The organism is Pelistega suis (assembly GCF_013133795.1).
Taxonomy (GTDB): domain Bacteria; phylum Pseudomonadota; class Gammaproteobacteria; order Burkholderiales; family Burkholderiaceae_B; genus Taylorella; species Taylorella suis.
In genome coordinates, this window is sequence record NZ_JABGBN010000007.1 from 94,271 (window position 1) to 117,486 (window position 23,216).

Annotated in this window: 27 protein-coding genes; 10 read left to right on the plus strand and 17 right to left on the minus strand. The window is 42.1% G+C overall.

What is annotated here, in order from left to right:
• Nucleotides 1-104: 104 nt before the first annotated feature.
• Both HKX39_RS08590 and bfr read left to right on the plus strand, forming a co-directional pair.
• On the plus strand, nucleotides 105-320 hold the full coding sequence (locus tag HKX39_RS08590) for a (2Fe-2S)-binding protein (protein WP_171680913.1): 216 nt from the start codon (nucleotides 105-107) through the stop codon (nucleotides 318-320).
• A gap of 152 nt (nucleotides 321-472) precedes the next feature.
• Entirely contained in the window at nucleotides 473-949 is a 477-nt protein-coding gene (gene bfr / locus HKX39_RS08595; protein WP_171680914.1) for a bacterioferritin, read from the plus strand.
• A gap of 124 nt (nucleotides 950-1,073) precedes the next feature.
• Here the strand turns inward: bfr and HKX39_RS08600 are convergent, their stop codons facing one another.
• The 8 genes from HKX39_RS08600 to HKX39_RS08635 all read right to left on the minus strand — a co-directional run bounded on the left by HKX39_RS08600 (nucleotide 1,074) and on the right by HKX39_RS08635 (nucleotide 9,903).
• Nucleotides 1,074-2,204 (minus strand): cytochrome-c peroxidase, encoded by a 1,131-nt coding sequence (locus HKX39_RS08600; RefSeq protein WP_171680915.1) that lies wholly within the window; start codon nucleotides 2,202-2,204, stop codon nucleotides 1,074-1,076.
• Between the two features lies 1 nt (nucleotide 2,205).
• A complete protein-coding gene (locus tag HKX39_RS08605) occupies nucleotides 2,206-3,126 on the minus strand; it encodes a sterol desaturase family protein (RefSeq protein WP_171680916.1) in 921 nt (306 codons plus the stop codon).
• Between the two features lie 2 nt (nucleotides 3,127-3,128).
• Nucleotides 3,129-4,136 carry an imelysin family protein gene (locus tag HKX39_RS08610; RefSeq protein WP_171680917.1) on the minus strand — a complete coding sequence of 336 codons (1,008 nt, stop codon included), beginning with the start codon at nucleotides 4,134-4,136 and terminating at the stop codon, nucleotides 3,129-3,131.
• The gene (locus tag HKX39_RS08615) at nucleotides 4,137-5,423 is read right to left on the minus strand and encodes a di-heme oxidoredictase family protein (protein WP_171680918.1); all 1,287 of its coding nucleotides are present in this window, start codon (nucleotides 5,421-5,423) and stop codon (nucleotides 4,137-4,139) included.
• 78 nt (nucleotides 5,424-5,501) lie between these two features.
• Nucleotides 5,502-6,866 (minus strand): imelysin family protein, encoded by a 1,365-nt coding sequence (locus HKX39_RS08620; protein ID WP_171680919.1) that lies wholly within the window; start codon nucleotides 6,864-6,866, stop codon nucleotides 5,502-5,504.
• Nucleotides 6,867-7,039: 173 nt separating this feature from the next.
• Nucleotides 7,040-7,603 (minus strand): hypothetical protein, encoded by a 564-nt coding sequence (locus tag HKX39_RS08625; protein ID WP_171680920.1) that lies wholly within the window; start codon nucleotides 7,601-7,603, stop codon nucleotides 7,040-7,042.
• 21 nt (nucleotides 7,604-7,624) lie between these two features.
• Nucleotides 7,625-9,235 (minus strand): peptide chain release factor 3, encoded by a 1,611-nt coding sequence (locus HKX39_RS08630; protein WP_171680921.1) that lies wholly within the window; start codon nucleotides 9,233-9,235, stop codon nucleotides 7,625-7,627.
• A gap of 44 nt (nucleotides 9,236-9,279) precedes the next feature.
• Nucleotides 9,280-9,903, minus strand: a complete 624-nt coding sequence (locus HKX39_RS08635) for a LysE family transporter (RefSeq protein WP_171680922.1) — start codon at nucleotides 9,901-9,903, stop codon at nucleotides 9,280-9,282.
• Between the two features lie 109 nt (nucleotides 9,904-10,012).
• Here HKX39_RS08635 and HKX39_RS08640 point away from each other — a divergent pair, with 109 nt between their 5' ends.
• From HKX39_RS08640 to HKX39_RS08650, 3 genes are read left to right on the plus strand one after another with little or no spacing between them, the layout of a single operon-like run.
• Nucleotides 10,013-10,621 (plus strand): LemA family protein, encoded by a 609-nt coding sequence (locus HKX39_RS08640; protein WP_171680923.1) that lies wholly within the window; start codon nucleotides 10,013-10,015, stop codon nucleotides 10,619-10,621.
• Nucleotides 10,621-11,502, plus strand: a complete 882-nt coding sequence (locus HKX39_RS08645) for a TPM domain-containing protein (RefSeq protein WP_246226137.1) — start codon at nucleotides 10,621-10,623, stop codon at nucleotides 11,500-11,502. The genes HKX39_RS08640 and HKX39_RS08645 overlap by 1 nt, the downstream gene beginning before the upstream one ends.
• The gene (locus HKX39_RS08650) at nucleotides 11,462-11,983 is read left to right on the plus strand and encodes a TPM domain-containing protein (protein WP_343043442.1); all 522 of its coding nucleotides are present in this window, start codon (nucleotides 11,462-11,464) and stop codon (nucleotides 11,981-11,983) included. Before HKX39_RS08645 ends, HKX39_RS08650 begins: the two co-directional genes overlap by 41 nt.
• A gap of 23 nt (nucleotides 11,984-12,006) precedes the next feature.
• Here the strand turns inward: HKX39_RS08650 and HKX39_RS08655 are convergent, their stop codons facing one another.
• The 7 genes from HKX39_RS08655 to HKX39_RS08685 all read right to left on the minus strand — a co-directional run bounded on the left by HKX39_RS08655 (nucleotide 12,007) and on the right by HKX39_RS08685 (nucleotide 17,929).
• Nucleotides 12,007-13,380 carry a DUF3482 domain-containing protein gene (locus tag HKX39_RS08655; RefSeq protein WP_171680924.1) on the minus strand — a complete coding sequence of 458 codons (1,374 nt, stop codon included), beginning with the start codon at nucleotides 13,378-13,380 and terminating at the stop codon, nucleotides 12,007-12,009.
• Nucleotides 13,380-14,750 carry a DUF2868 domain-containing protein gene (locus HKX39_RS08660; RefSeq protein ID WP_171680925.1) on the minus strand — a complete coding sequence of 457 codons (1,371 nt, stop codon included), beginning with the start codon at nucleotides 14,748-14,750 and terminating at the stop codon, nucleotides 13,380-13,382. Before HKX39_RS08660 ends, HKX39_RS08655 begins: the two co-directional genes overlap by 1 nt.
• A gap of 24 nt (nucleotides 14,751-14,774) precedes the next feature.
• On the minus strand, nucleotides 14,775-15,128 hold the full coding sequence (locus HKX39_RS08665) for a YkvA family protein (RefSeq protein WP_171680926.1): 354 nt from the start codon (nucleotides 15,126-15,128) through the stop codon (nucleotides 14,775-14,777).
• Entirely contained in the window at nucleotides 15,128-15,373 is a 246-nt protein-coding gene (locus HKX39_RS08670) for a GlsB/YeaQ/YmgE family stress response membrane protein (RefSeq protein WP_171680927.1), read from the minus strand. Before HKX39_RS08670 ends, HKX39_RS08665 begins: the two co-directional genes overlap by 1 nt.
• Before the next feature lie 102 nt (nucleotides 15,374-15,475).
• Nucleotides 15,476-16,375 carry an EamA family transporter gene (locus HKX39_RS08675; protein WP_171680928.1) on the minus strand — a complete coding sequence of 300 codons (900 nt, stop codon included), beginning with the start codon at nucleotides 16,373-16,375 and terminating at the stop codon, nucleotides 15,476-15,478.
• Nucleotides 16,376-16,398: 23 nt separating this feature from the next.
• Nucleotides 16,399-17,313: a LysO family transporter gene (locus tag HKX39_RS08680; protein ID WP_171680929.1), complete on the minus strand. Its 915-nt coding sequence runs from the start codon at nucleotides 17,311-17,313 to the stop codon at nucleotides 16,399-16,401.
• A gap of 4 nt (nucleotides 17,314-17,317) precedes the next feature.
• The gene (locus HKX39_RS08685; protein ID WP_171680930.1) at nucleotides 17,318-17,929 is read right to left on the minus strand and encodes a GNAT family N-acetyltransferase; all 612 of its coding nucleotides are present in this window, start codon (nucleotides 17,927-17,929) and stop codon (nucleotides 17,318-17,320) included.
• Between the two features lie 118 nt (nucleotides 17,930-18,047).
• Between HKX39_RS08685 and HKX39_RS08690 the strand changes: the two genes are divergently transcribed.
• The 5 genes from HKX39_RS08690 to HKX39_RS08710 are packed head-to-tail and all read left to right on the plus strand — an operon-like array spanning nucleotide 18,048 to nucleotide 21,863.
• On the plus strand, nucleotides 18,048-18,833 hold the full coding sequence (locus HKX39_RS08690) for a transporter substrate-binding domain-containing protein (protein WP_171680931.1): 786 nt from the start codon (nucleotides 18,048-18,050) through the stop codon (nucleotides 18,831-18,833).
• A 3-nt stretch (nucleotides 18,834-18,836) separates the two neighbouring features.
• Entirely contained in the window at nucleotides 18,837-19,526 is a 690-nt protein-coding gene (locus HKX39_RS08695) for an ABC transporter permease (protein ID WP_171680932.1), read from the plus strand.
• Nucleotides 19,523-20,257: an ABC transporter permease gene (locus HKX39_RS08700; RefSeq protein WP_171680933.1), complete on the plus strand. Its 735-nt coding sequence runs from the start codon at nucleotides 19,523-19,525 to the stop codon at nucleotides 20,255-20,257. The genes HKX39_RS08695 and HKX39_RS08700 overlap by 4 nt, the downstream gene beginning before the upstream one ends.
• Nucleotides 20,258-20,264: 7 nt before the next feature.
• Nucleotides 20,265-21,032, plus strand: coding sequence for an ABC transporter ATP-binding protein (locus HKX39_RS08705; protein ID WP_171680934.1), 768 nt, complete (start codon nucleotides 20,265-20,267; stop codon nucleotides 21,030-21,032).
• Nucleotides 21,033-21,038: 6 nt separating this feature from the next.
• Nucleotides 21,039-21,863: a sulfite exporter TauE/SafE family protein gene (locus HKX39_RS08710; RefSeq protein ID WP_171680935.1), complete on the plus strand. Its 825-nt coding sequence runs from the start codon at nucleotides 21,039-21,041 to the stop codon at nucleotides 21,861-21,863.
• Between the two features lie 15 nt (nucleotides 21,864-21,878).
• Here HKX39_RS08710 and HKX39_RS08715 read toward each other — a convergent pair whose 3' ends face one another.
• Nucleotides 21,879-22,691: a DUF3025 domain-containing protein gene (locus HKX39_RS08715; RefSeq protein ID WP_171680936.1), complete on the minus strand. Its 813-nt coding sequence runs from the start codon at nucleotides 22,689-22,691 to the stop codon at nucleotides 21,879-21,881.
• Nucleotides 22,692-22,699: 8 nt separating this feature from the next.
• Complete coding sequence (locus HKX39_RS08720) at nucleotides 22,700-23,200, minus strand: CreA family protein (protein ID WP_171680937.1); 501 nt, start codon at nucleotides 23,198-23,200, stop codon at nucleotides 22,700-22,702.
• Between the last annotated feature and the right edge of the window lie 16 nt (nucleotides 23,201-23,216).

Here is a 23,216-nt window from a genome sequence, read left to right on the forward strand (position 1 = left end):
ATTTTGTTAGTAGAAACCTTAATGATAATAATTATTAATTGACAAATTAGAAAAAACATATAATAATCATTCTCATTAGAGATAAGTTTGTATAGGTTTCGACTATGTACGTATGTGTTTGTAATGCAATTAGCGATAAAGCGATTAAGACTGCTGTGGCTAATGGTGCTCGCACATTAGCGGATTTGCAGGCTCAGCTAGGGGTAGCGACCTGTTGTGGATGCTGTGCAAGTTGTGCAGAATCTTATTTAGAGCCACAGGTAGATGCTTCTATTCTTCAAGCGACGGAAATTAATCCTCCATGGAAGAAAGTTGCTTAACTGAGAGCTAGATAAATAATCTAAATCGCAACTATTCTTATTAGCCAAAAATCCTTAATTAAAGCCATTCTTCAGCCGATTTATCGTGCTTGAGAGTGGCTTTTTTGCGTGTTAGAATGGGCGTATCTTGAGTTTAATTAGAGGGGGTTGCGATGAAAGCACCAAACGATGTAAATAAGTATTTAAATAAAATTTTAAAAATTGAATTAACGGCAATTAACCAGTATTTCTTACATGCCCGTATGTTAAAAAACTGGGGCTTAGACGGTCTGGGTAAATTCGAGTATAAGAAGTCAATCGAAGAGATGAAACATGCAGATGATATTATCGAGCGTGTGTTTATGTTAGAGGGCCTACCTAATCTTCAGGATTTAGGTAAGATTCGTATCGGTGAGGACGTTGAAGATATCATTGCTTGTGACTTGGCATTGGAGCGTGAGTTTCAAGTAGAGTTAAAAGAAGCGATTGCTCATATGGAAAGTGCACAAGACTTTGTGACTCGTAAATTATTAGTTCATCTTCTCGATGAAAATGAAGAGCAAATTGATTGGTTAGAAACACAGCAAGAGCTTATCCAATCTTTAGGTTTACAAAACTATCTCCAATCACATATGGAAAGTGCGGATTAATCCGGATGCTCTATAAGATTAAAAGTCTGTTCTTCTATTGGGTTGAACAGACTTTTTTATATCATGTAGGCTTTGATGTGCCGTCTTTTTACAAAAGGCTGCACACACCGAGACATCTAAAAATTTACTTCAATAAATGCTCATAGCGCCTATCGGTGAGCGTTTTTAGAAAAGCTTCTAGGGCATCGACTTTTCTATCACTTAAAGCATTCGCTCTTAAATCGGTGAGATTCACTGTTTCAGGTACTTCTGCCTCTCCCCATGGTTCGCCTGTTTCAGGATTAATCTTACGTTCTGGATTATTGAACTTATCATAAAAGAGAATAACAGTACGTAAATCTTTGAACACGCCATTGTGCATATAAGGCTCTGTGATGGCTACATTGCGTAGGGTAGGTGTTTTGAATTTACCCGCTTGTTTTGTATCACCCTTAATGGTAGGGTTTTCTAGACTGCCTTGATCTTTAAAGTTCTTATCCAGTTGGTTGAGTACCATGAGTTTCAGATTACGAGGTACTCCAATATTGTGGTGTTCAAAATTCGTAAAAACTTCACCTTCACTATCTTCTGGTTTGAGAGAGTGGCAAGTTTTACAGTTCACATTATTATTTGAAAAGAATAGGGTACGACCTAAATCTTCTAGTGGAGTGAGTTCATATTCACCTCGTAGATAACGGTCATATTTAGAGTCAAAAGGAGCAAACTCTTTGGTTTTTTCAAAAGCCATAATCGCATCCCCCATGGCTTGGTAAGCTTTGTCTACATTCTCCCAAATATCAGAGCCATAAAGTTTTTTAAAGTTCTCTTGATAAAAATCGATTTGACTTAAGCGCTCAATAACAGCATGTTTATTGGGCATTTGCATCTCAACGGGATTTAATGGTGGTTGACCTGCTTGATCGGCGAGGTCTTTGGCTCTACCGTCCCAAAATAATCCTCCTTTAAATGTTTGACGTTTTGTATCATAGCTAAGAGCAGAGTGGAATGCACTATACATCGCGGTGGGAGTATTACGATTACCGAAAGAATGACCGTCAGCGCCTTCTGATACCATACGAAATCGGCTATTCTCTCGGTCATCGATAAAAGCGTGTTGTGGGTTATGACAGCTTGCACAACTTTGTTTGTTATTGAGTGATAAGCGTGTGTCAAAGAATAAGGCTTGACCAAGTGTGGCCTTATCTATGTGAGAGGCGCTTATTGATGATGATAATAAGCTGAAGAAGGTAAGCACTATTATTTTATTTTTAAACATATTAATACCTTTTCATCAAAGCTCGAAAGGGTTGAAAGAGTAATTGAGAAACACTACGGTAGTGTTGCATTTGATTGTTTGCAAATCCCATAGGGAGACCTTGTTGAACATCAGCAGAGGCTTTCCAACTACCAAAAAGTCTATCCCATATAGCCAAATAGCTGCCATAGTTAAAGAGCATATGCCCTTTATAGTGGTGTACTTGATGCATGGCAGGGGAGATAAAAAATTTCTCTAAATAGCGGGGATATTGGATATATAAATGAGAGTGGCGTAAATGGGTGCCGAGTAATGAGAATATGAATAAAAAACCATTAGTTCCTAGGATAGTCCATAAGCTAATCCGGGGTCCAAAAAGTGTTAAAAATACCCCAGTCACCAGACCTACACAAAGAGAGTATCGTAAACCGAAAAGTATGTTTTCAATAGGGTGTACACGATAAAAACTGAGAGGGTTTAATACTTCTGCACTATGATGAACTTTATGAAATTGCCAAAGATATTTATTGGTATGCAATAAGCGATGTAAGAAATAGCGACTCACGTCATTACTGAGAAAAAGGCTGATAGTATAGAGTATGGTTATGCTTTGGTGAGAGAGGATTTGAATAGGGCCGTCAGTATAGGGGGCTAAGTATTTAAAAACGGTAATAGCGACGGTTTTTGCTGAAAGAATCAAAGGTGCAATCAGTATGATTTTAATCAAGGTACCGATAAAGAAATAACGATAGTCTAGAAGCGCACTTGGGTGTAGTAAATAGTTTTTGAAATTAAGCCATGATAGGTGTCGTGACGTTGACTCGTTTGATTGCCATGCCTGAAAAAGTGTATAGACAATAGCTATCAGGCATGAGCTAAGAATATAGACCCAGAATAGTCGTTGTCCTGTATTGAGAAGAAACTCACTAAGCCAATCTGTCATGATTAATCTCCATCCGCATCGAGCACTTTGGCGACGATAGGTAGTGCAGCGACCATGCTGATGTAATATTGTTGATAGAGTTGATGGCTGATTTGATAAATGGCTTCACCTTTATCAAATAATTCCTTATCAGTTGATGTTTGTTTTAGAATTGCTTGGATTTTATCTAAATTATCTTTAATGTTTGAGGTAAGCTTTTCTTCTTTGTAATAAGTTAGAATCGCATTTAAACGTTCTTGATTGTGACGTCCAAATACTTGTTGATGGGTATTAAAAATACTGCTTAAAGCGTCTGCACTACGATTACTTAAAAAGTATTCAGTACGACGGATATCTGGTTTTCCTTTGTATTTACGACTAAGACCACGGATATCTCCAATGCGCCAATCTCTCGCGGCAAAAATACTGCTGGCTAAGCTATGCACAATATAACTTAATGATTTGTCTTGTTCTGTCAGAAACCTGGTTTTGGCTTGTTGATATCCCTGCTCAATATCGTGAAGATGACGGCAGATAGATTGTGTCATATGGGTAGCAAATGCTCGTTCACGGTCACTAATGTGATTGTCTTGAAAGAGCATAAACTCTAATGCATTAATACTCCGTGAAGAATGCTTAAAAAGAGCTACTTTAGGTTCGCTTTTTCCTTCCAAAGCACGATTGAGTTGGGTCTGCCAATCTTCTTTCCCTTGACGGAAAATATCGATACGACGAGGCGTATCTAAATAATCCTCATGTAAATCGCCCAATATATAGGTCGCCTCAATAGCTTTCCAGTCTTTAATTAATTGCGTAAAAGCGGGCTTAATGCTTTCTGGTTTGTTATCGGTGAGCGTTTGTAGTTGTTCTTCTAGGATATAACAACTTTCTGTGGCTTGTTTCGCATTATGCTCAATCACCTCTTCATAAATACTTTTGAGGTGGATAGAAAAATCCTGTGCTTGTGTTGTTGTTATGAGTGCAAAGGTAGCTAGTAAGCCGTGCGAGAGTTGAGAAATAAACTTTTTCATTTAAAGACTTTCCAAAAAAATGATCAACGCTTCTCGTTCTTGGGGCGAGAGTTGTTTGAATAATTCGCGTGAGGAAGCGGCTTGACCGCCGTGCCAAGCAATCGCTTCTAATAAGGTACGAGCTCGCCCATCGTGTAAGAAGTGGGTTTTATAACGATTTCTCCACAGAGGAGTAGTGCGCCATTCGGAGGTTTTTGCCATAAACTCGGGACGATGGTCGGCTAGCTCTTCACCTAAATCATGTAATAAGAAATCGCTATAAGGGAAAAATACTTCGCCAGAGGAGGTTTTCTGTTCTGCTTGATGACAGACAATGCATTGCATCTTTTTAAAGAGTGCTTGTCCTTTTTGCAAGGCTGATTGTTCTTCAGGGGGTGTCTTAATCGCTTTAGGTAGTGCCAGATTGGCTGTATAGTGTGCAATGGCGATCAGGCGTGGATGGGTAAGGTCGTGGGAGGGCTCATGGGGATAAGCTGAACGACCTTGTGGTGCCTTAAGACAGTCCGTTTGCGTGGGTGTGCAGCTTTCAGTAGGGTAATAAATGGATGTTAATCCCATATCATGAAATGCCGCATCGGCTGTTTGGGTGATGAGGTCGGCTTGGGAGGCTTTCCAACCAAAACGACCAATGGTTTGCTGCTGATTGGCTGGGTGATAAACTGTATTCAAACGTCCAGCCAAGAGAGGAAATTCTTTTTCTTGTTGTTGCTGAGACTTAATTAAGTTTTGCTCTGGAATACTTTCTATAAAAGAGAGTCCCATTAAGGTCGGAGCAATGCGAAGACTCGTACGTGTTTCTGATGCAAGTGGACCATAAGCGAAATTATTGAGTTTAACTTGCCAATGGCGAAGAGGTAATATTGTCCCATCAGTAAAGGTAAAGGTTTTTTCTTTGGCTTGAAGGCTAAGTTTAGCCTCGGCACTTACAGAGGATATGGCATTAATAGCAATTTGATAGCCATAAACAGGGTCTGGGGTGGTGATTTGTGATGCTTGTTTTTGTACATGAGGTTGGCTCAGCTTAAGCACAAAATGCCGTATAGGTGGTGTGTTATCTTGTGTTGAAATTGTCTTAAGAAAGCTAGTTTGTGGCTTCAACGTCGTGAGATGACAGCTGCTACAGGTATTGGCATTAAATAATGGACCAAGTCCATCACGTGCTGTTGTTGAACTAGGTGCTGCTACCCAAGGTACATGAAAAAAGGAACGTCCTTGAAGGAGTAAATCTTCTTGAGCATTCTTAGACTGACTATCATCAGCCAATGCAACACTTACCGACACACTCATAAAAAGTGCGGGGAGAATACGGTAAGTGTGACATTTGCTGAGGTACATAGTCAAACGTGATTAAACCACTTCTGTGCGTTAGCCTTCAACTTTTGTTTCTTCCGAATCAGTAACATCATCTTCGGTTAAGGTGATGCCAAAGCCTTTAGCAACATTAATCATTTGATCGCCTAGGCGACGCATTTGATTCTTCATGCCAACGATATTACGTGCTTCAGCTTCGTTTTGTGGCATGATTTGATAATCAAAATGCATACTTGAGTTGGCTGTTGCATTCATTTTTTCGATACGAGCACGGATGTCCGTAATCAGTTTATCAATTTCAGCTTGTTCGGTTGAAGAGAGAGCATCCCATAGCGCAGGACCGACTTTTTTACCATTTAGCTCGCCTTTAAGTACGGCGACAAAACCTTCAAAATTTTGGGTAATATCGCGGTGCGTATTATCAGAGAAGCAAGAGTGTTCATCTTCTTCACTAGGGGTTAGGACGGCAACAGCAATGCGCTCATTCGCTAATTCAGATTTCATAAAGACGCCCATACCAGCAATAATTTGGCGTAAGGCCTCTTTAGCGTCGATGTTTTTAGCCGCATCTTGATCTTTTAATTGACCTAAGAAAGCAGCGCGATAAAGTCCTGTATTCCCCTTGCCTACTTTAGGCTCCCATCCTGAAGTTACTGTATGAAGATCAATAACTAATTTATCTACGGCAGCATTGAGATAAGCTTTACGACGGTTCGCAAATTTATCGGTGGTATAGTCACTTAAAGGACGCTGCCCTGCTATTTTTGCACCATGTGTAATTTTATCTTCGACAAAATTATTGTAATCTTGGTCTTGACCCCACAAGAGGAATTCAATAGCATGGTAACCGCTAGCTACATTAGCTTCACCACCGTTTTCATTGAGTTCACCCAATGTGTCAGTTGTAATCTTATCAATATTGACGGCTTTGGCATCTTCACCAACAGGGGTGAATTTTCCTTTGCTATCAATAATATTGCCACTCGTGCGTCTACCGTTAGCATCTACGGTGTAGTCAATCATCACCTCATCTAAAGGCCATGCATTTAACTGTGCTTCAAGATTGCCATAAGCATCTGCTACCCAACCTTCTTCAGCATCAATAGGGCCGCCTGATAGACGAAATACTTCTGTTAATCCATAGCTTTCTCTAGATTGTAGCCAAGCTTTTTTGGCATTTTCAAAAGATGCTTCTGAGGGTTTATTGGTAAACTCATGAATCGACTTTTGGAGAGCTTGAGCATCTTTTAAGCTGGCGCTATACAAGGTGTATGCTTGGTTTGCATAGCTAGTTAGCGTAGCGGTAATGTTTTCTGCTTTTATTTCTTGTGCCACACTGATATTTTGATTTATCAGAATAGGTGTGGCTGTCAGTATGCCCCCTAGAATTAGAGCTATAGAATGTTGGCGTAATCTCATCTCATTTCCTCATAATAAAAACAATAATAAGAATTATTTTTATTATACACCTTAAAGATAAGAGGGATAAATAAAAACTCATAACCGTAAAAGAGTTATGAGTTTGGAAGGTTTTTTGGGTATTCTTCAAGTATCCGATATGTGGAGCGCCACAGATAAGGATATCTAATTTTTTAACGAGCAGGGCAATCGTTTACTTTGCCCCATGCCTTATTAGCACCACAATAACGTTCTCGTACATCACCCACGCAACTCGCACGCTCAAAGAAACCTAATTGACGACATGCGGCAATTTCTCGGCGGAAAGCTGGTTCCCAACCGCTACCGCTGCCAGAGGCTGTATTGGCAGCGCCAATAGGACGCGTGCGAATGGCTTGACTGCTTGAACCTCCGCTACTCACGCTATTTGTCGCATTAGTGTGAGGTGTATTGGTGGCTGGGCTTGCTACTGTGGAAGCTGTTGTTGCTTGTGAAAGATTGTCAGCTTTTACGTGCCAATCGACATTGACGACTTGGTCTGGTACACCTAGTTTACCACTCATTAATGGCTGTGGTGGTTGGCGCAGCTGAGGTGTGCCGTCAGCGCCTACAACCGGCATAGGGTCGTTTTCGCTGATGTTCGGTAGATTGGCTTGACGAGGCGCATGCTCAATTAACCAGTCCCCTGTGTATAAACCACCCACTGTTGCGATACCAGCAAGCACTAGTAAGGTAAAAAATAATAAACGCCAACTCATAAAAATAACCTTTAACGTGGTTTAGCTGTTTTCGTGGAAGACTTGACCGCCATGTTCACGCATCGCATGGAACTTAATATCTGGGTTGAGTTCTTCGGCTACTCTTAATTGTGCCATAGAACTCACTAAGAAAGCAGGGGCATCGACCACATCATACGCAATATGTTGTGCATTGCTTGTCATAAATTTGCGTAGAGCAGCTGGATTATCACTAGTAAACCAACGTGCCATGGTATAGCGTGAAGGCATTAAGTGAGCATCTACGCCATATTCGGTTTTGAGTCGATGTACTACTACTTCAAATTGTAATTGTCCTACTGCACCCAGTAATAAGGCACCACCTGCAGCTTCAGGACGGAAGACTTGAATAGCACCCTCCTCACCGAGTTGGGTAAGTCCTGTGCGGAGTTGTTTGCTGCGTAAGGGGTCTTTAACCTCAACGGCTTGGAAAAGCTCTGGAGCGAAGAAGGGTAGTCCTGTAAATTGGAGATTTTCACCTTCAGTTAATACATCACCGAGATGGAGTACGCCATGATTAGGAATACCGATAACGTCACCAGCATAGGCTTCATCTAAGAGTTCACGGCGTTGTGATAGGAATGAAACCACGTTGTTAGGGCGAATTTCTTTGTTGGTGCGACTAACCTTTAGGCGCATACCTCGTTCAAATTTACCTGAGCTTACACGGACAAAGGCAACACGGTCACGGTGTGCTGGATCCATATTGGCTTGGACTTTGAATACAACGCCAGTGAATTTGGGCTCCTCTGGCTGTACTGTGCGTTGTAATGCTTGACGTGCACCGGGTTTGGGTGCCCATTCGACCAAAGTATCTAAAACTTCTTGTACTCCGAAGTTATTCACAGCAGAGCCAAAGAAGACGGGTGTTTGTTTGCCCGCAAGGAATTCTGCATGGTCAAAGGTAGGAGTTGCTTCACGAATGAGCTCGATTTCTTCTAAGGCTTTATCGTAGTAAGAACCAAATTTTTCTTTGATGATAGGGTTATGTAGACCTTCGATGTATTCGTCATTACCGTCTAGGCGCTCTTGACCAGCCTTAAATAAACGCATGCGGTCATTACGAAGGTCAAATACGCCACCAAAGTGTTTGCCCATACCGATAGGCCATGAAAATGGAATAGCATCCATGCCTAGGTGGGATTCAATTTCACTCAATAAATCTAAAGGCTCTTTCACCTCACGGTCAAGCTTATTGACGAAGGTAATGATTGGTGTATTGCGTGCACGACAGACCTGTAAAAGACGGATGGTTTGTGGCTCAATACCATTTGCGGCATCAATCACCATAATAGCAGCATCAACTGCTGTGAGTACACGATAGGTATCCTCTGAGAAGTCTTGGTGTCCCGGTGTATCTAATAGATTAATCACACAGTCTTTATATTCCATCTGCATGACTGAAGAGGCGACAGAAATACCACGTTGTTTCTCGATTTCCATCCAGTCGGAGGCAGCGTGACGACTCGCTTTGCGCGCTTTTACGCTACCGGCAATTTGAATAGCACCAGAGAATAATAAGAGTTTCTCAGTTAAGGTGGTTTTACCCGCGTCAGGGTGAGAAATAATAGCAAACGTGCGACGACGTGCTACTTCTTGAGCAATAGACGACATTGTTTTTACGATAATTTTAGAAATAAACAGTATATTTTAAACGCTTATTTGCTCATAAATGCCATAAAGAGGGCAGCTAGCATAAATAAGAGACCAAAAATTTTGTTAAGGGCGGCTGCACGGTGTGGACTACGCATAAACTTCATAATACGAGCAGCTAATCCAGTGTACCCTGCCATGACGATCATGTCTGCAATGACTAAGGTGGCACAGATAATGGCATATTGAGGTAAAAGCGGTGCGTGGATATTTAAAAACTGTGGGGTAATCGCAATCAGAAAGACAGCTCCCTTAGGGTTGGTTAGATTGACTAAGATACCCTGCATAATGAGTTTTCGACGTGAGAGTATCTCTGTATGGTTTTGATCAATTTTAATAATAGCGACAGGGGAGCGATACTGTTTGTATCCTAGATAAAGTAAGTATAGGACACCGACCCATTTCACGATATTAAAAGCGAGGTCAGAAGTAGCAAGAATAGCACCTACACCAATCACACTAATCACATACTGTGCGGCATAACCAATGGCGAGCCCAATTGCATTCCAGTAGCCTCGTGCAAAGCCAAAACGTAGGCCGGAAGCCAGAGAGGAAACAGCGCCGGGGCCGGGAGAAAGTGAAATAGCAAAACTGGCAAAGCAAAGATTGACCCAAACAACCCACGCCATCATGGCTCCAAAATCTTAAAAATATCAAAGAAATGAAACATTGAGTATATCTCTTTATATAATAAATGGATAGTAGGGTGTAACCCTTCCGTTTAATAGAGAGAATGTAATGAAAAAATTTCGTGCTTTAATTGTTTTAATGGTGACTACTTTATTGGCAGGTTGTGGCTATAACGATATTCAAAAGCTTGATGAGGGTGTTAAGGCAGCGTGGTCAGAAACGCTTAACCAATATCAGCGACGTGCTGATTTAGTACCTCAAATTGTAGCCAGTGTTGATGCTTATATCGGGCATGAGCGTGATGTATTAACACAAGTGGCTGAGGCACGCTCACGCGTTGGTTCTCTGCAAGTGAGTGCTGATAAATTACCCACAGAAGAGGAGCTTAAACAATTCCAAGCAGCTCAAGGTCAGATGACATCGGCGCTATCACGCTTATTGGCGGTTTCAGAAAATTATCCAGACCTAAAAGCCAATACTTTATTTAGTGATTTAAATGTTCAGCTTGAAGGGACAGAGAACCGTATTGCGACAGCACGTACTCGCTATATCAAGGAGGTGCAAACATACAACACCTTTATCCGTCAATTCCCTCAACTCATTACGGCTAAGGTCTTTGGCTATGATGTAAAACCGAACTTTGGTGTTGAAAATCAAGTAGAGATTATGCAAGCACCTAAAGTACAATTCAATAATCGTCCAGCAACGGCTCAGTAATGATTGTTCGTTTATTTAGCCTCATGAGTGCACTACTGATTTTTATCGGTAGTGCCTTTGCGCAAGAGGTGGAGATCCCTGCCTCGACAAACTATGTCGTTGATACCACTGCGACTTTATCAGCCAGTGAGTTAGATAGGCTTAATGCACAGTTAAAGGCGTTTGATGAGGAAACGGGGTCACAGATTTTTGTGTTAATGGTACCCACAGTCCAACCTGAAACGATAGAAACGTATGCTGTTCGTGTTTTTGAGGCATGGAAAGTAGGGCGTAAGGGTATTGATGACGGAGTGCTTTTGGTTATTGCTAAAAATGACCGTCGTCATCGCTTAGAAGTAGGCTATGGCTTGGAGGGTGCGATTCCTGATGTATTGGCTAGTCGCATCCTAAATGAAAATGTGAACCCTTATTTTAGGCAAGGTGATTTTGCTGGAGGGATTGCTTCGGCCGTTACTCGTATGATGGGCTTGATTAAAAATGAAGGACTACCGAGCAAGGGAAGTAGTGCGGATATTGAGCAAGAAGATTGGATGGCGATTGTTATTCCTATCGCGGTTGTTTTTATCTTTGCGATTTTAGGTCATCCGGCTATCGGTGCGATGGTGGCAGGGAGTGTGACGTTTGGCATTATGGGTTCACCTTTGTTTGCTGTAGTTGCTGCGGTAGCCGTGTTTATTATCGCGAGTATTATTCGCTTTATTTTTAGAGAGCCAATTAGTGCGATTCAACGTCAAAATGCGAGTCGTATCAATTCACGTCGTCGAGGCGGCTGGGGTCCAGGTGGCTTCGGTGGTGGTTTTGGCGGAGGCGGTTTCGGAGGCGGCTTCGGCGGAGGAGGCGGTGGCTCAAGTGGTGGTGGAGGTGCATCAGGTGGTTGGTAATGGCTTACATAAAATTGGTTTGGGGCATTGGCATGGTGTGTACCTCAAGCGTCGCTTTTTTACCGATACGGTATTAGCTCGTTTAGCGGAAGAAATTACGCAAAGTGAGACTCGTCATGCGGGTGAGCTCGTATTGGCGGTAGAGGCTCATCCTCCCGTGAAGGGCTTAAGCAGTCACGAACGCGCCTTAGAGGTGTTTGGTCGCTTGAGAGTATGGGATACGCCTTATAGCACAGGAGTATTACTGTATCTGAACCTCTCGTTGCATACGATAGAAATCATTGCTGATCGAGGTATTACTGTCAATGATGAGGAATGGCAACAAGTCTGCAAAGCCTTATCACAAGCTTTGGCGTCAGGGCAGTATGAGGATGGACTAAAAAGGGCGATTTTAGCTATTGAGCATTTATTGGCAAAAGCGTGTGAGGGCTTACCGCTCAATGCAGAAAATGCTTTGGTGGATAAGCCAGTCTTACTTTAAGGATGCGTTGGTGGCTAGATGGATTAAGTATTCAATATAGCCGCCAATGCCTTGATGGTTTTCTCTCGATCGCTTTCATTCTCAAAGTCATCGCCAATCTTAGACCATTCAGGGTTGGCGCGTGCTTGTTGAATTTCATCAGGGAGCTTGCCTTCTTGCCATTGTGTAATGGTGGATTTGCTGAGATTAATGACCTCTTGGGCGGCATGCCCACGATGCTCTAACGCGTCAATCAGTTGTAATCCTCGTAACCCTAATAAACGGATAACCGCATCGTCAACACTAAGTTCTTCGTATCCTTGGATTTTGCCGAGAATACGTTTGCCGAATTTATCAACGCCTTGCCATACACTGCCGACGACACCTCCAATTAAGGCGGCAGCCCCTAGGCTAAGACCTCCTGTAAAGACATCAATAGTTGCTCCTGCCATCGCACCAGCAGCAAAGCCTTTACCGACATGTACACCCATATCGACTAGTGCATCTGGGTGAAATAAGTCCATGCCCCAGCGCTCTCCCTCAATAGGTAACGTTTGTTCGGGATAGTCTTGTTCGGAAAAGCGATAATGTTTTAAGAGTTCTTTGATAAAGCGATTTTCGCGTTGACGAATACGATCCTGAATGTCTGCCCATTGCATTTTGATGCTATGCTCATCAGTTTGACTACTGACTTTGAGAGAAGCGACATCAATCAATAGTTCTGCCAGCATATTCATGGCAATGGTTTTGCGCAGATAACGCTGTTGTTTGATATTTTCGGCTAAGCCAGTGAGAGCTGTGGAGTGTTTATCAAGTACTAAGGCGAGTTTTTGGTAAAGTTGTGCTTTGCCGTCAATGGCAGGTGCCACCGTGTCAAATTCAATGCTCATATGAATGCCTAAACGCGCTAAAGTCTCTCGCCAGTCATTGAGGTAGTTATCTTTGCTATGAATAAAGTTTAAAATAGCGACTAAGGGCTTACCACAACGCGCTAGAATAGCGAGTTCGTCACGATGTTTGGCAAGAATTGGATCCCGAATATCGACCACATATAAGCCTGCATCACATGCTAGGAGCTGACGTAATACACGAGCTTCTTGTTCAAATCGTCCTTTACTTTCGGAGCTTTGTAAAAAATGGTGGATACTGTCTGGACCATCTAAGCGTTGTTGATGAAATTGGCTAAGTTGATCGAGATAATCATGCAAACCAATACCATCTTCTAATCCCGGAGTATCGTAGAGCTCAATAGAGGATTGTGCATTGACTTGAATGCGAGCCCCTTCGACATGACGAGTAGTACCTGGAGCATTTTGAATATCGCCAAAAGAGCGGTCTTCTAGTAGGGTGCGAAGTAGTGATGTTTTACCAGTATTGGTATGTCCAACGACGGCTAAACGAAGAATATCCTTATTCATCAAGCACTCCACGAAAGCAGCTGATGAGGGAGATGCCAAATGGCATCCTGAGCAATACCCATATCCATTAATGACTTTTCCCATAAGTTGAGGCGGCTTTGTGCCTCATTATCGATATGTAAATACACCTTGGTTTGTTGGGCATATTGACTGATATCTCGAATAAAGTAGGCAATACCACGGTCAGGTGTTTGTTGTCCATTGCATACAATTAAAAGCTCTTGCACAGGATGTTGGCTGAGGCGAGCGAGTAGTTGATGGCGCTCTTCTCTTGTTTCTATTTTGCCTGCGTCAGATACTGAGCTATGCAAAGGGATAATCGGCCATGGTTGGTGGGGGATTAATTCAATGCCCACCATAAGACGAGTAGTTCGCCATGCAAGTTGTTGTGTTTGTATGGTGGGTAGTTCATAGCGAGGTGCTAGACTATCTAAGCCTATTTTTTCGCTACTTGGACTAAAGCGATTAATTAAAGTGGCATAAGCTGGGCTTTCAATGTCGAGTGCGATATTATTGAGCGTTGAACGTGCTTTGAGGACACAGAAAATAAAGCTGATAAGGCGTACTAAAACACCCCATATTAACACTTGCCCCGTTAACCAGATAGACCAAGTTTTTTGTGCATCGGGCAAGGTAGCAATTTGATTGTTACTCTGCAAGATGAGTTCGGTGCTAGGTAAGTCAAAACCTAACAGGGAGGGTAAGCTACCCATTATATGCGTTAATTGTACGAAGGTTTGTCCCGATAAAATGGTCGTTTCCCAACCAAAACTATAGTGTTGACTCGCTAAAAGAGCGAGAAAAACAATCACAGCAACTGATAAGGTGATTAACCAAAAACCATGGGTAATACTGCCTACAATCCAACGCATACTGCTGCTGGAGGTATGGATAAAGGCTTGAAGTGCTAGCGTGGAGTCTGGGCTGCGGGCGAGTTTTTTACTCAGCCAAAGCCATAGGCGACCTAACAGACTTTGTTGTTGCCAAGAAGCTAAAAAGGAGGCGAGCCATAGAAAAAAAGTAAAGAGATGTAAACCCAAGAGTGCGGCTAAGGCAATGAGAATATTGACTTGTTGCTGTTGGGTATCTAGGGCATTAAAAGCCAGTGTGACGCCCGATATAATAGCGAATAAAGCGAGAACCCATAAGGCGAGTTTGGCTGAAGCACTCCATTGCTGAATAACGTGAGTGAGTCCTTCTCGTTGCGCGAGCAATTGGGCGCGTTGCATGATTTTCTGGTCAATAGAATGTGTATTAGGGTCCGCTTTAATCTTGACCATAATGGCTTGATCTTCTAGGGGACCCCAATGTTCTTCTTTTTGACGAATAGCTTGTGCTACCCACAAGTCTTGAAAGCGAAATGTTGACATATCAGTAAGAAAAATAGTAGGACGCTATTTTACGTCTGTTATGCTAGGCTTGTCGGTATTAAACCATTTATTCACTTTTTCTTTTGCTTGTGCTTTGACATTAGCCGTGATGTAGAGTGAAACCGTGGCTAATGCCGCAGTAATGACGCTAAGGTCATCGGTAAAACCTACACCAGGTAGCAAGTCAGGTATAGCATCCACAGGCAACACTAGGTAGGCTAAAGCACCATAAATCACTTTTTTTGCCCAAGCAGGAGTCTTGGGGTTTCTAAGTGCAAAATAGAGGTAGAGCGCCTTTTCAACGAGTGGTTTGCCGATGCGAGTCGCTGCAGATTTAAGGCGTGCGAACACGCCTTCTGTTTCTGTAGACGTAGTCATTATTTCTTAGAGATAAGACCGAATACAAATAAAAGAATCATGGCACCGACGATGGAACCAATCCAACCTGCTTCAGAGAAATTGTCGTATAGACCGACGGCTTGACCTAGATAAGTACCAACTAGTGAACCAGCGACACCAAGGACTGTCGTCATAATAAAGCCGAGAGACTGTTTGCCGGGCATTAAGGCACGCGCAATTAAACCAACGATAAAACCAATAACAATAGCACCAATAATTTCCATTGAAAACTCCTTATAATCAAGAGGAATAGAGTATTCCTTCATTAAGACCTATTATAAGAGCGAATGCTGAGGTTTCAAGTCTTTTTTTGTAGATAAAGTTTATTATTTGTTGCGAAATGCCTGAAGATGTAAGAACTTAACTATTTTTAACCAAAAGATATTAATGCCAAGAGCCAGTAGCACAATGGCGGAGCCTATCCATTGTACCCACGTCATTTTCTCGCCAAAGGCGAGATAGCCTGAAATAAAGCCAATGATGGGGACAAGGAGGGTTAAGGGGGCAATCAACGCAATGGGGCGACGTGAGAGCAACTTACACCAAATAACATAACCAATGAGCGTAGAGACATAAGCGGCATAGGCGATACCTCCCCATCCTTTAACCCCCATCTGCGATAGGCTTTGCTGGATGAGTTCTGGTCCTTCGATAAGGTAGCTTGCGAGAGCAAAGGCAGGAATACTCATTGCACCGCCCCAAATAACTAGACTAACCATATCGACATGTGGCATTTTCTTGATGGTGATATTACCACATGCCCAGAAGAAGGCTGCACCAATCGCTGCAAATAACCCACTCATAGGTAGCGCAGTATCCATATTGCCGCCTTGTACGATGAGTACCATACCGATGAGAGCAATGACAAAGGCAACGAGTAAGCCGATAGGGATTTTTTCTTTGAAATAAAGGGCAGCAATCAATACAGTAAAAAAGGCTTGCCATTGCATGAGTAAAGAGGTTAAGCCTGAGGCAAGTCCAAAGGCAATGGCACTGAGCATGCATGCAAATTGCAAGAAATTGATGGTTAGGCTGTAAGCGATGATGGTTTTTAGCGGTGCTTTGGGGAATCTGACAAAGAATATCGCAGGGATAGCGACCAAGATAAAGCGTAAGGCTCCAAATAACAGGGGAGGAGCCTCGGTTAAGGCTATTTTGCTGGCGAGAAAATTAATCCCCCAAGCAAAAATGGTGACTAAAGCCAGAAACCAATCAAATAATGGCATGTGATGTTGCCTATTTTGTTAAGTTAAAAGAAACTAAGTAAAAATCCTAACCAAAAGGGTACCACTAGGCTAAGAACGACACCAATATAGAGTGCTTGGGCGATATATTGATTGCCAGAGGCTTTTTTGATAATGGGTAATGTGGTGTCCATGGCGGTAGCGCCTGCTGTGGCAATAGATGAGTCGGGATAACGTGCTCCCCAGAAAAAGAGAATAACAATAGAGAATAACTCGCGGAATAAATCGGTGAGTAATGCAATAGCTCCATAGTATTCACCAAGATGACTGGTGACCATCACCCCTGAGAGTGAGAACCAACCAAATCCCGCCGAAAAAATCAGTCCATAGCGTAAGTCCATATCCAGTAGTGCAGCGAGTGCTACACCACCCACCGCCGAGCTAATGATAATGGCAATAGGCATAAAAATAAGGCGAGGACTAATGGCTTTAAAGTTGATAGGAGCATTGATAATATCCACACCAATCATAAAGAGTAGGATATAGAGGAAAACATCCGTCGATGGCATAAGGGAAGTATCCCAGCCTAGACTAATGAGTCCTTGCGCAACGGCACAACCAATAATAATGGATAAAAAGGCAAAGGCGCATTCTTTGAGAACATGAGTAATGCCTAAGTCTGTTTCATGGTGTTGGCGTTGTTGTGTTGTTTTGCGTTCATAAATGAGATAAATACAAATACCGACTACCAAACTAATTCCAATAGAGAAAATAGTGGCGAGCTTTAGTATTTGAGCAATGTTTTTTAAGTTTTCAATGACTAGCCCAAATTTATAGCCAATCGCAAATAGGAGTACCCAAACAAAGGGTCCAATCATCTTTGATATTTTTAGGCTGATGGCAGAGGGTAGAAATTTGCCGGCTAACATGCCTAAGAACACGGCTAGACAAATCGGTAAAAGGGAAAACAGAATATCCATAGATTTACGAACTCACTTTTTCTTTAAGACGTTGCTTATGTTCATTTAACCATTCTTCTTTTGTCATGCTATAGATGACAGAGTCACGGATAGATCCGTCGCGACGTAATTGATCACCGCGGATAATACCGTCTTTTTTCGCACCAAGTCGCTCAATGGCTGCTTGAGAACGAGTGTTGATAATATCGGTACGCCAAGCAATCACATTGGCTTTTAGACTTTCAAAGGCATAAAACATCATTAGATATTTAGCGGCTGTATTAACAAAGGTACGTTGGCGTGACTGGGCATACCATGTGTAGCCAATTTCAAGGCGAGCACATTCCGGTACGATATTGTAATAACGAGAAGTGCCTATAATTTCTTTGGTTTTTGCATCCATAATGACAAATACTAGTGCTTTTCCTTGAGCTTGCTCTTCGAGGGCTTTGTCAATATACTGCCTTTCCTCACCAGGTGCTGGTACGGAGGTAAAGACGAGATTCCATAGCTCGCCATCGGCGGCCGCCTTGGCTAGACCGGGTTCATGTCCAGGTTTTAATGGTTGTAAAATTAGCCCATATCCCTCTAGTTGAATTTTATGTAGAGGCATAGTGAAAGGCGTAATTGACGACATTATGTATCCTTTTGTTAAAAAATTAATGAAATTATAGTAGATGATACTTGTCGAAAGAAACATAAGTTTTATAATGGACGTATTTTCTAACTCTCTAACTCAATGTGAGGTAATCTTTATGCGTTCAGTTTTATTGACCTTAGGTTTGGCATTTGGTTTGACAGGTACGGCAGTAGCGCAAAACTACACAGAAATTAAGTTTGGTACAGAATCAGGTTATGCGCCTTTTGAATATAAAAATGAAAAAGGTGAATTGGTGGGTTTTGATATTGATGTGGGCAATGCCATCTGCGAAAAATTAAAAGCAAAATGTACATGGGTAGAGCAACCTTTTGATTCATTGATTCCGGGTTTACAAGCGCGTAAATTCGATATTATTCATGCAAGCTTGACGCATAATGAAGCACGTGAGAAAGTGATTAATTTCTCAGAAAGCGTCTATGCCATTCCAACACAATTAATTGCCAAAAAAGGCAGTGGCGTGGTACCAACGATTGAGTCTTTAAAGTCTCTACGCGTAGGAGCATTGCAAGGTTCTGCACAAGAGGCGTTTGCTAAGCAAGTATGGGGTAAAGAAGGGGTGAAAATCGTTTCTTATCAAGACCAAGATCAAACCTTTGTGGATTTATTAGCGGGTCGTATTGATGTGGTGATTGCTGAGAAACCCAATGGTATTGCCGGTCTATTAAATAAACCAGAAGGTAAAGACTATGAGTTTGTGGGTGAGCAATTAGAGCATCCTTTATTAGCTAATCGTATTGGTCTTGGCCTACGTAAGCAAGATAAGCAATTAAAAGCAGATGTGGATGCGGCGATTGCAGAGTTGCAAAAAGAAGGGGTGATTACCGCACTAGCGAAAAAATATTTTGCTGAAGGTGAATTAGACTTTTTAGGTGCTAAATAAACTATGTTTTTAGGTGGTTATGCCAACCAGGTCTTCGTCGGTACGATGGAGACCATCAAGTTGGCATTTTTTTCTTTATTGGTCGCTTTCTTGCTGGGTTTATTAGCGGCAGCCGCTAAGTTGTTCGGTAATTGGTTTTTCCGTGCATGGGCGCAGCTTTATACCACGATTATTCGTAGTGTGCCCGATTTAGTACTTATGCTTCTCGTATTCTTTGGGATTCAGCAGTTGTTGAATATGGTGACAGATGCACTAGGGCTTGCACAGTTTGACTTGGATCCATTTGTGACTGGTGTGCTTACCATCGGGTTTATCTATGGGGCTTATTTTGCGGAGACCTTTCGAGGTGCTTTCTTGGCTGTACCTAAAGGGCAGTTAGAAGCAGGGAAAGCTTATGGTTTTTCTCCCATGCGAATCTTTTCGCGCATTCTTTTTCCTCAGATGATGCGTTTTGCTTTGCCTGGCATCGGTAATAACTGGTTGGTTGTTTTGAAAGCAACGGCATTGGTATCGATTATTGGGTTGAGTGATATTGTCTTAGTGGCGCAGCAGGCTGGGCGTGCGACGGGTCAGATGTTCTTTTATATTCTGATCGCGGGTGCTATTTATTTGGTATTAACTTCTCTTTCTAATGCCGTATTATGGTGGTTAGAGAAAAAATACTCCGTTGGGGTAAGAGAGGCTAAATTATGACAGAAGCATGGGATAATTTCCTCTTAATTCTCAATGAGTATTGGAAACCTTTTATCTTTTGGGATGGCACAGAGTTTTCGGGTCTAGCGGTAACGCTATGGATTTTAGTGCTATCGCTGTTGTTTGGATTCTTGCTGGCATTACCCCTATCGATTGCTCGAGTGTCTAAAAACCCTTGGATAAGTGGGCCTGTTTGGTTATTTACCTATGTTTTCCGAGGAACACCGCTATATATTCAGATTCTCTTGATTTATAGCGGTATGATTAGCTTGGAATTTGTGCGCAATACCCCGAGTCTTAATACTTTTTTTATGAGCGGGTATAATTGCGTGGTATTGGCATTAACCTTAAATACCTTGGCCTATACGATAGAGATTTTTGCGGGCTATATTAAAGCAACGCCTCATGGAGAGGTAGAGGCAGCATATGCTTATGGTATGAGTAAGGCACAAATTTATCGTCGTATTGTATTGCCATCGGCATTACGTCGAGCTATCCCCGCGTATAGTAATGAGGTAATTTTGATGTTGCATTCGACCTCATTGGCATTTACAGCGACCGTGCCGGATATTTTAAAAGTGGCGCGAGATGCGAATTCCGCCACTTATTTGACGTTTACCTCTTATGGAATAGCCGCCATTTTATATATGGTAGTGGCTTTTGTATTTGTAGGATTATTTAGAGTTGTTGAGCGTAGAGCCTTGGCTTTTTTAGCTTACGAGAAGAAATAGGACGATTATGTTTAAGCTAGATGTACAAAATATTCATAAATCATATGGTGATAATGAAGTACTTAAGGGTGTTTCATTACAGGCGAAAGCCGGCGATGTGATTGCTATTATTGGCTCAAGTGGCTCGGGTAAAAGTACGTTTTTACGTTGTATTAACTTTTTAGAGTTTCCTGATAGTGGTTCAATTTCTTTATTAGGAGAAACACTTGATGTGCAAAAGAACAAGCGTGGACAAAGTCGTGTGAGCGATGAGAAAAAATTGCAATCTTTCCGCACAAAGTTAGCAATGGTGTTCCAGCATTTTAATCTTTGGGCGCATATGACAGCGCTTGAGAACATTATTGAAGCACCTATTCATGTGTTGGGTTTGAGCAAAGAAGAGGCGATTAAGCGAGCTCGTCACTACTTACAAAAGGTTGGTTTGCCTCCTGCTGTCGAGAATCAATATCCATCGCAGATGTCAGGTGGTCAGCAACAACGTGTGGCGATTGCGCGTGCGTTGGCCATGGAGCCTGAGGTTATGTTGTTTGACGAGCCAACATCGGCGTTAGATCCTGAGTTGGTGGGTGAAGTACTTAAAGTGATGCAACAATTGGCTGAAGAAGGGCGTACGATGATTGTGGTAACGCACGAGATGGGCTTTGCGCGTAATATTGCCACACAGGTGATGTTCTTACACAAAGGATGTGTGGAAGAACAAGGGACACCAGAGGACGTCTTTAATCAAACCAAGAGTCCTCGTTTACAACAGTTCTTGTCAGGCAATTTAAAATAAGAAAATATGAATGCGATAACCATCCTTTCACTACTTCTATTAGGCTGTTTTAGTGGTTTAATGGCGGGTCTATTGGGTGTGGGTGGAGGCATGATTATTGTGCCCTTTCTTACCCTGATTTTTACTGTTCAAGCACTAGTAGCACCTGAATATATCGTTCATTCGGCTATTGCGACAGCGATGGCGACTATCGTTTTTACCTCCTTGTCGAGTATGCGAGCGCATCATAAGCGAGGTACAGTGATTTGGTCCATCGTTGGGCAGTTAACCCCCGGGATTATTATTGGAGGTTTATTATCAGGTACAGTGATTTTCCAATGGCTAGATACGGCGTGGTTGTCGTTAGTGTTTTCTCTGTTTGTTTTTTATTCTGCCTATAATATGCTGCTGAATAAGAAACCCAAGCCTAGTCGCCATTTGCCGGGTATGGTGGGGATGAGTGCGGTGGGGATTGTTATCGGCTTAATTTCTGGATTAGTAGGGGCTGGGGGAGGATTTTTATCCGTGCCATTTATGGTGTGGTCAAATATTCCTTTAAAAAATGCAGTCTCCACCTCTGCTGCAATTGGTTTTCCGATTGCCGTGGCTAATAGCATTGCTTATATTATCGGCGGTTGGAATCTGCTCGGTGTTCAAGACGGTATGTTGGGCTATTTATATTGGCCTGCGCTTTTGGTGTTGATTTCAATGAGTGTTTTATTTGCACCATTAGGAGCTAAATTAGCGCATAGCCTACCTGTCGATAAGCTTAAAAAAATCTTTGCAGGTTTGTTATTTTTAATCGCTGCCTTAATGCTACAAAAAGCCTTAAATGCGTTTGGTTTATTTTAGACCATATCTGTGTTTTTAGGTTTTAGTCTTTAGCGTTGATTCTGTATATTGAACGTTAGCTGTTCTAAAAACGGAGGTGTCTTGATAATAGGCAAGGTTTTGCTCTTCGTTGCCCCAACCGGGAATGCCGAAGATTTGGATGGGAATATAGGGCTTATGGACTAAGGTTTTTTCGGATAGGTATTCTGCTAAATAGGTGTCAATCCGTTGTAGATCTTGTTGATTAAAGCCCGTTTCTTTTTTAGTGTCGAGTAGTTGAGTAGGAATACGAATAGCATGTGCGGTGATAGCCTTATAGGGATTGACTAACTTCTCTAGTAGAGCATGCCCAAATACCATCACTCGGCTTTGTTGCCAGAGCGCTCGTAAATCTATAAACGCTTTAATCCATTGTTTATTGGAGAGGGCTTGCCATAACTCATCAGGACACTCGATAAGAAAACCATTTTCATCAATGACGGTGAGCATATCGCGCACCCTGCCTCTTTGGGTTGTACCTAACTGAGCCATTTGTTGCTGGTGAATGTGATTAAAGGACAGTTTTGTTTTAGGAAAACTTAACCAACATAAGCCATTAAAAAAATCATGCAAACCATCGCGCGTAGGGATTTGGTGGTACTCAAAAATAAAGGCTTCATAACTTACCCCAGAGGGTAAGACAGATTGAGGAACAAAGGTTTTTGGAAACGTAGCGGGTTTCAGCCTGTTTAACCATGTCGCTACACTACCTTCGTGAGTGTCTAATGCTGGGATAGTCTTTAAAAAACTATCCCAACCACACCAATAGTTCTCATCAAGTTTGATTTTATTTAGCGCAGAAAGCGGCATAGTGATATTTATTTTTTATTAAAAATCACCATGGGCTCCTGATCATTCCATGGCATCAGCGGAACGGTAGACAGGCTGTTATAAGGTGAGCCATCAATGATTTTCTCACTAATCACGAGATAGATAATCGTATTATTGACTTGGTCGATAATACGATTGACATTTAAATCCTTAAATAGGAGACTCATTTTTTGGGTAAAGATTTTTTCTTGCCGGGGAGGAATACCTTTTGTCGATTTTAAAGGACCCGTTTGAGCGCAAGAAATTGAAAAGCGAGCAGGATTTTCGGCAATCCCTAAGGCTCCTGATACACCCCCTGTTTGGGCGTGAGAAAGGTGGCACACGACACCTTCAATATCAGGGTCTTTAAAGGCTTTTACACAAACCTTGTCATTATTGACAACACGCCACGTAGTACTAACACAATCAACTTCTTGTGCTTGGATAGAGCTCATAGGAGTAAATAAAAAAATACTCAGACAAAGTAGACGTTTTAAAAGGGTGAACATAATCTTTCCACAGGGA

What these genes read in the sequence shown, in the direction of transcription:
- HKX39_RS08605 (WP_171680916.1), bottom strand. Translation starts at nt 3,126, where the DNA reads ATGACAGATTGGCTTAGTGAGTTTCTTCTCAATACAGGACAACGACTA.
- HKX39_RS08705 (WP_171680934.1), top strand. Translation starts at nt 20,265, where the DNA reads ATGTTTAAGCTAGATGTACAAAATATTCATAAATCATATGGTGATAAT.
- HKX39_RS08625 (WP_171680920.1), bottom strand. Translation starts at nt 7,603, where the DNA reads ATGAGTTGGCGTTTATTATTTTTTACCTTACTAGTGCTTGCTGGTATC.
- HKX39_RS08710 (WP_171680935.1), top strand. Translation starts at nt 21,039, where the DNA reads ATGAATGCGATAACCATCCTTTCACTACTTCTATTAGGCTGTTTTAGT.
- HKX39_RS08665 (WP_171680926.1), bottom strand. Translation starts at nt 15,128, where the DNA reads ATGACTACGTCTACAGAAACAGAAGGCGTGTTCGCACGCCTTAAATCT.
- HKX39_RS08660 (WP_171680925.1), bottom strand. Translation starts at nt 14,750, where the DNA reads ATGTCAACATTTCGCTTTCAAGACTTGTGGGTAGCACAAGCTATTCGT.
- HKX39_RS08610 (WP_171680917.1), bottom strand. Translation starts at nt 4,136, where the DNA reads ATGAAAAAGTTTATTTCTCAACTCTCGCACGGCTTACTAGCTACCTTT.
- HKX39_RS08685 (WP_171680930.1), bottom strand. Translation starts at nt 17,929, where the DNA reads ATGTCGTCAATTACGCCTTTCACTATGCCTCTACATAAAATTCAACTA.
- HKX39_RS08645 (WP_246226137.1), top strand. Translation starts at nt 10,621, where the DNA reads ATGATTGTTCGTTTATTTAGCCTCATGAGTGCACTACTGATTTTTATC.
- HKX39_RS08655 (WP_171680924.1), bottom strand. Translation starts at nt 13,380, where the DNA reads ATGAATAAGGATATTCTTCGTTTAGCCGTCGTTGGACATACCAATACT.
- HKX39_RS08615 (WP_171680918.1), bottom strand. Translation starts at nt 5,423, where the DNA reads ATGAGTGTGTCGGTAAGTGTTGCATTGGCTGATGATAGTCAGTCTAAG.
- HKX39_RS08700 (WP_171680933.1), top strand. Translation starts at nt 19,523, where the DNA reads ATGACAGAAGCATGGGATAATTTCCTCTTAATTCTCAATGAGTATTGG.
- HKX39_RS08675 (WP_171680928.1), bottom strand. Translation starts at nt 16,375, where the DNA reads ATGCCATTATTTGATTGGTTTCTGGCTTTAGTCACCATTTTTGCTTGG.
- HKX39_RS08600 (WP_171680915.1), bottom strand. Translation starts at nt 2,204, where the DNA reads ATGTTTAAAAATAAAATAATAGTGCTTACCTTCTTCAGCTTATTATCA.
- HKX39_RS08720 (WP_171680937.1), bottom strand. Translation starts at nt 23,200, where the DNA reads ATGTTCACCCTTTTAAAACGTCTACTTTGTCTGAGTATTTTTTTATTT.
- HKX39_RS08635 (WP_171680922.1), bottom strand. Translation starts at nt 9,903, where the DNA reads ATGGCGTGGGTTGTTTGGGTCAATCTTTGCTTTGCCAGTTTTGCTATT.
- HKX39_RS08670 (WP_171680927.1), bottom strand. Translation starts at nt 15,373, where the DNA reads ATGGAAATTATTGGTGCTATTGTTATTGGTTTTATCGTTGGTTTAATT.
- HKX39_RS08680 (WP_171680929.1), bottom strand. Translation starts at nt 17,313, where the DNA reads ATGGATATTCTGTTTTCCCTTTTACCGATTTGTCTAGCCGTGTTCTTA.
- HKX39_RS08640 (WP_171680923.1), top strand. Translation starts at nt 10,013, where the DNA reads ATGAAAAAATTTCGTGCTTTAATTGTTTTAATGGTGACTACTTTATTG.
- bfr (WP_171680914.1), top strand. Translation starts at nt 473, where the DNA reads ATGAAAGCACCAAACGATGTAAATAAGTATTTAAATAAAATTTTAAAA.
- HKX39_RS08630 (WP_171680921.1), bottom strand. Translation starts at nt 9,235, where the DNA reads ATGTCGTCTATTGCTCAAGAAGTAGCACGTCGTCGCACGTTTGCTATT.
- HKX39_RS08715 (WP_171680936.1), bottom strand. Translation starts at nt 22,691, where the DNA reads ATGCCGCTTTCTGCGCTAAATAAAATCAAACTTGATGAGAACTATTGG.
- HKX39_RS08620 (WP_171680919.1), bottom strand. Translation starts at nt 6,866, where the DNA reads ATGAGATTACGCCAACATTCTATAGCTCTAATTCTAGGGGGCATACTG.
- HKX39_RS08695 (WP_171680932.1), top strand. Translation starts at nt 18,837, where the DNA reads ATGTTTTTAGGTGGTTATGCCAACCAGGTCTTCGTCGGTACGATGGAG.
- HKX39_RS08590 (WP_171680913.1), top strand. Translation starts at nt 105, where the DNA reads ATGTACGTATGTGTTTGTAATGCAATTAGCGATAAAGCGATTAAGACT.
- HKX39_RS08690 (WP_171680931.1), top strand. Translation starts at nt 18,048, where the DNA reads ATGCGTTCAGTTTTATTGACCTTAGGTTTGGCATTTGGTTTGACAGGT.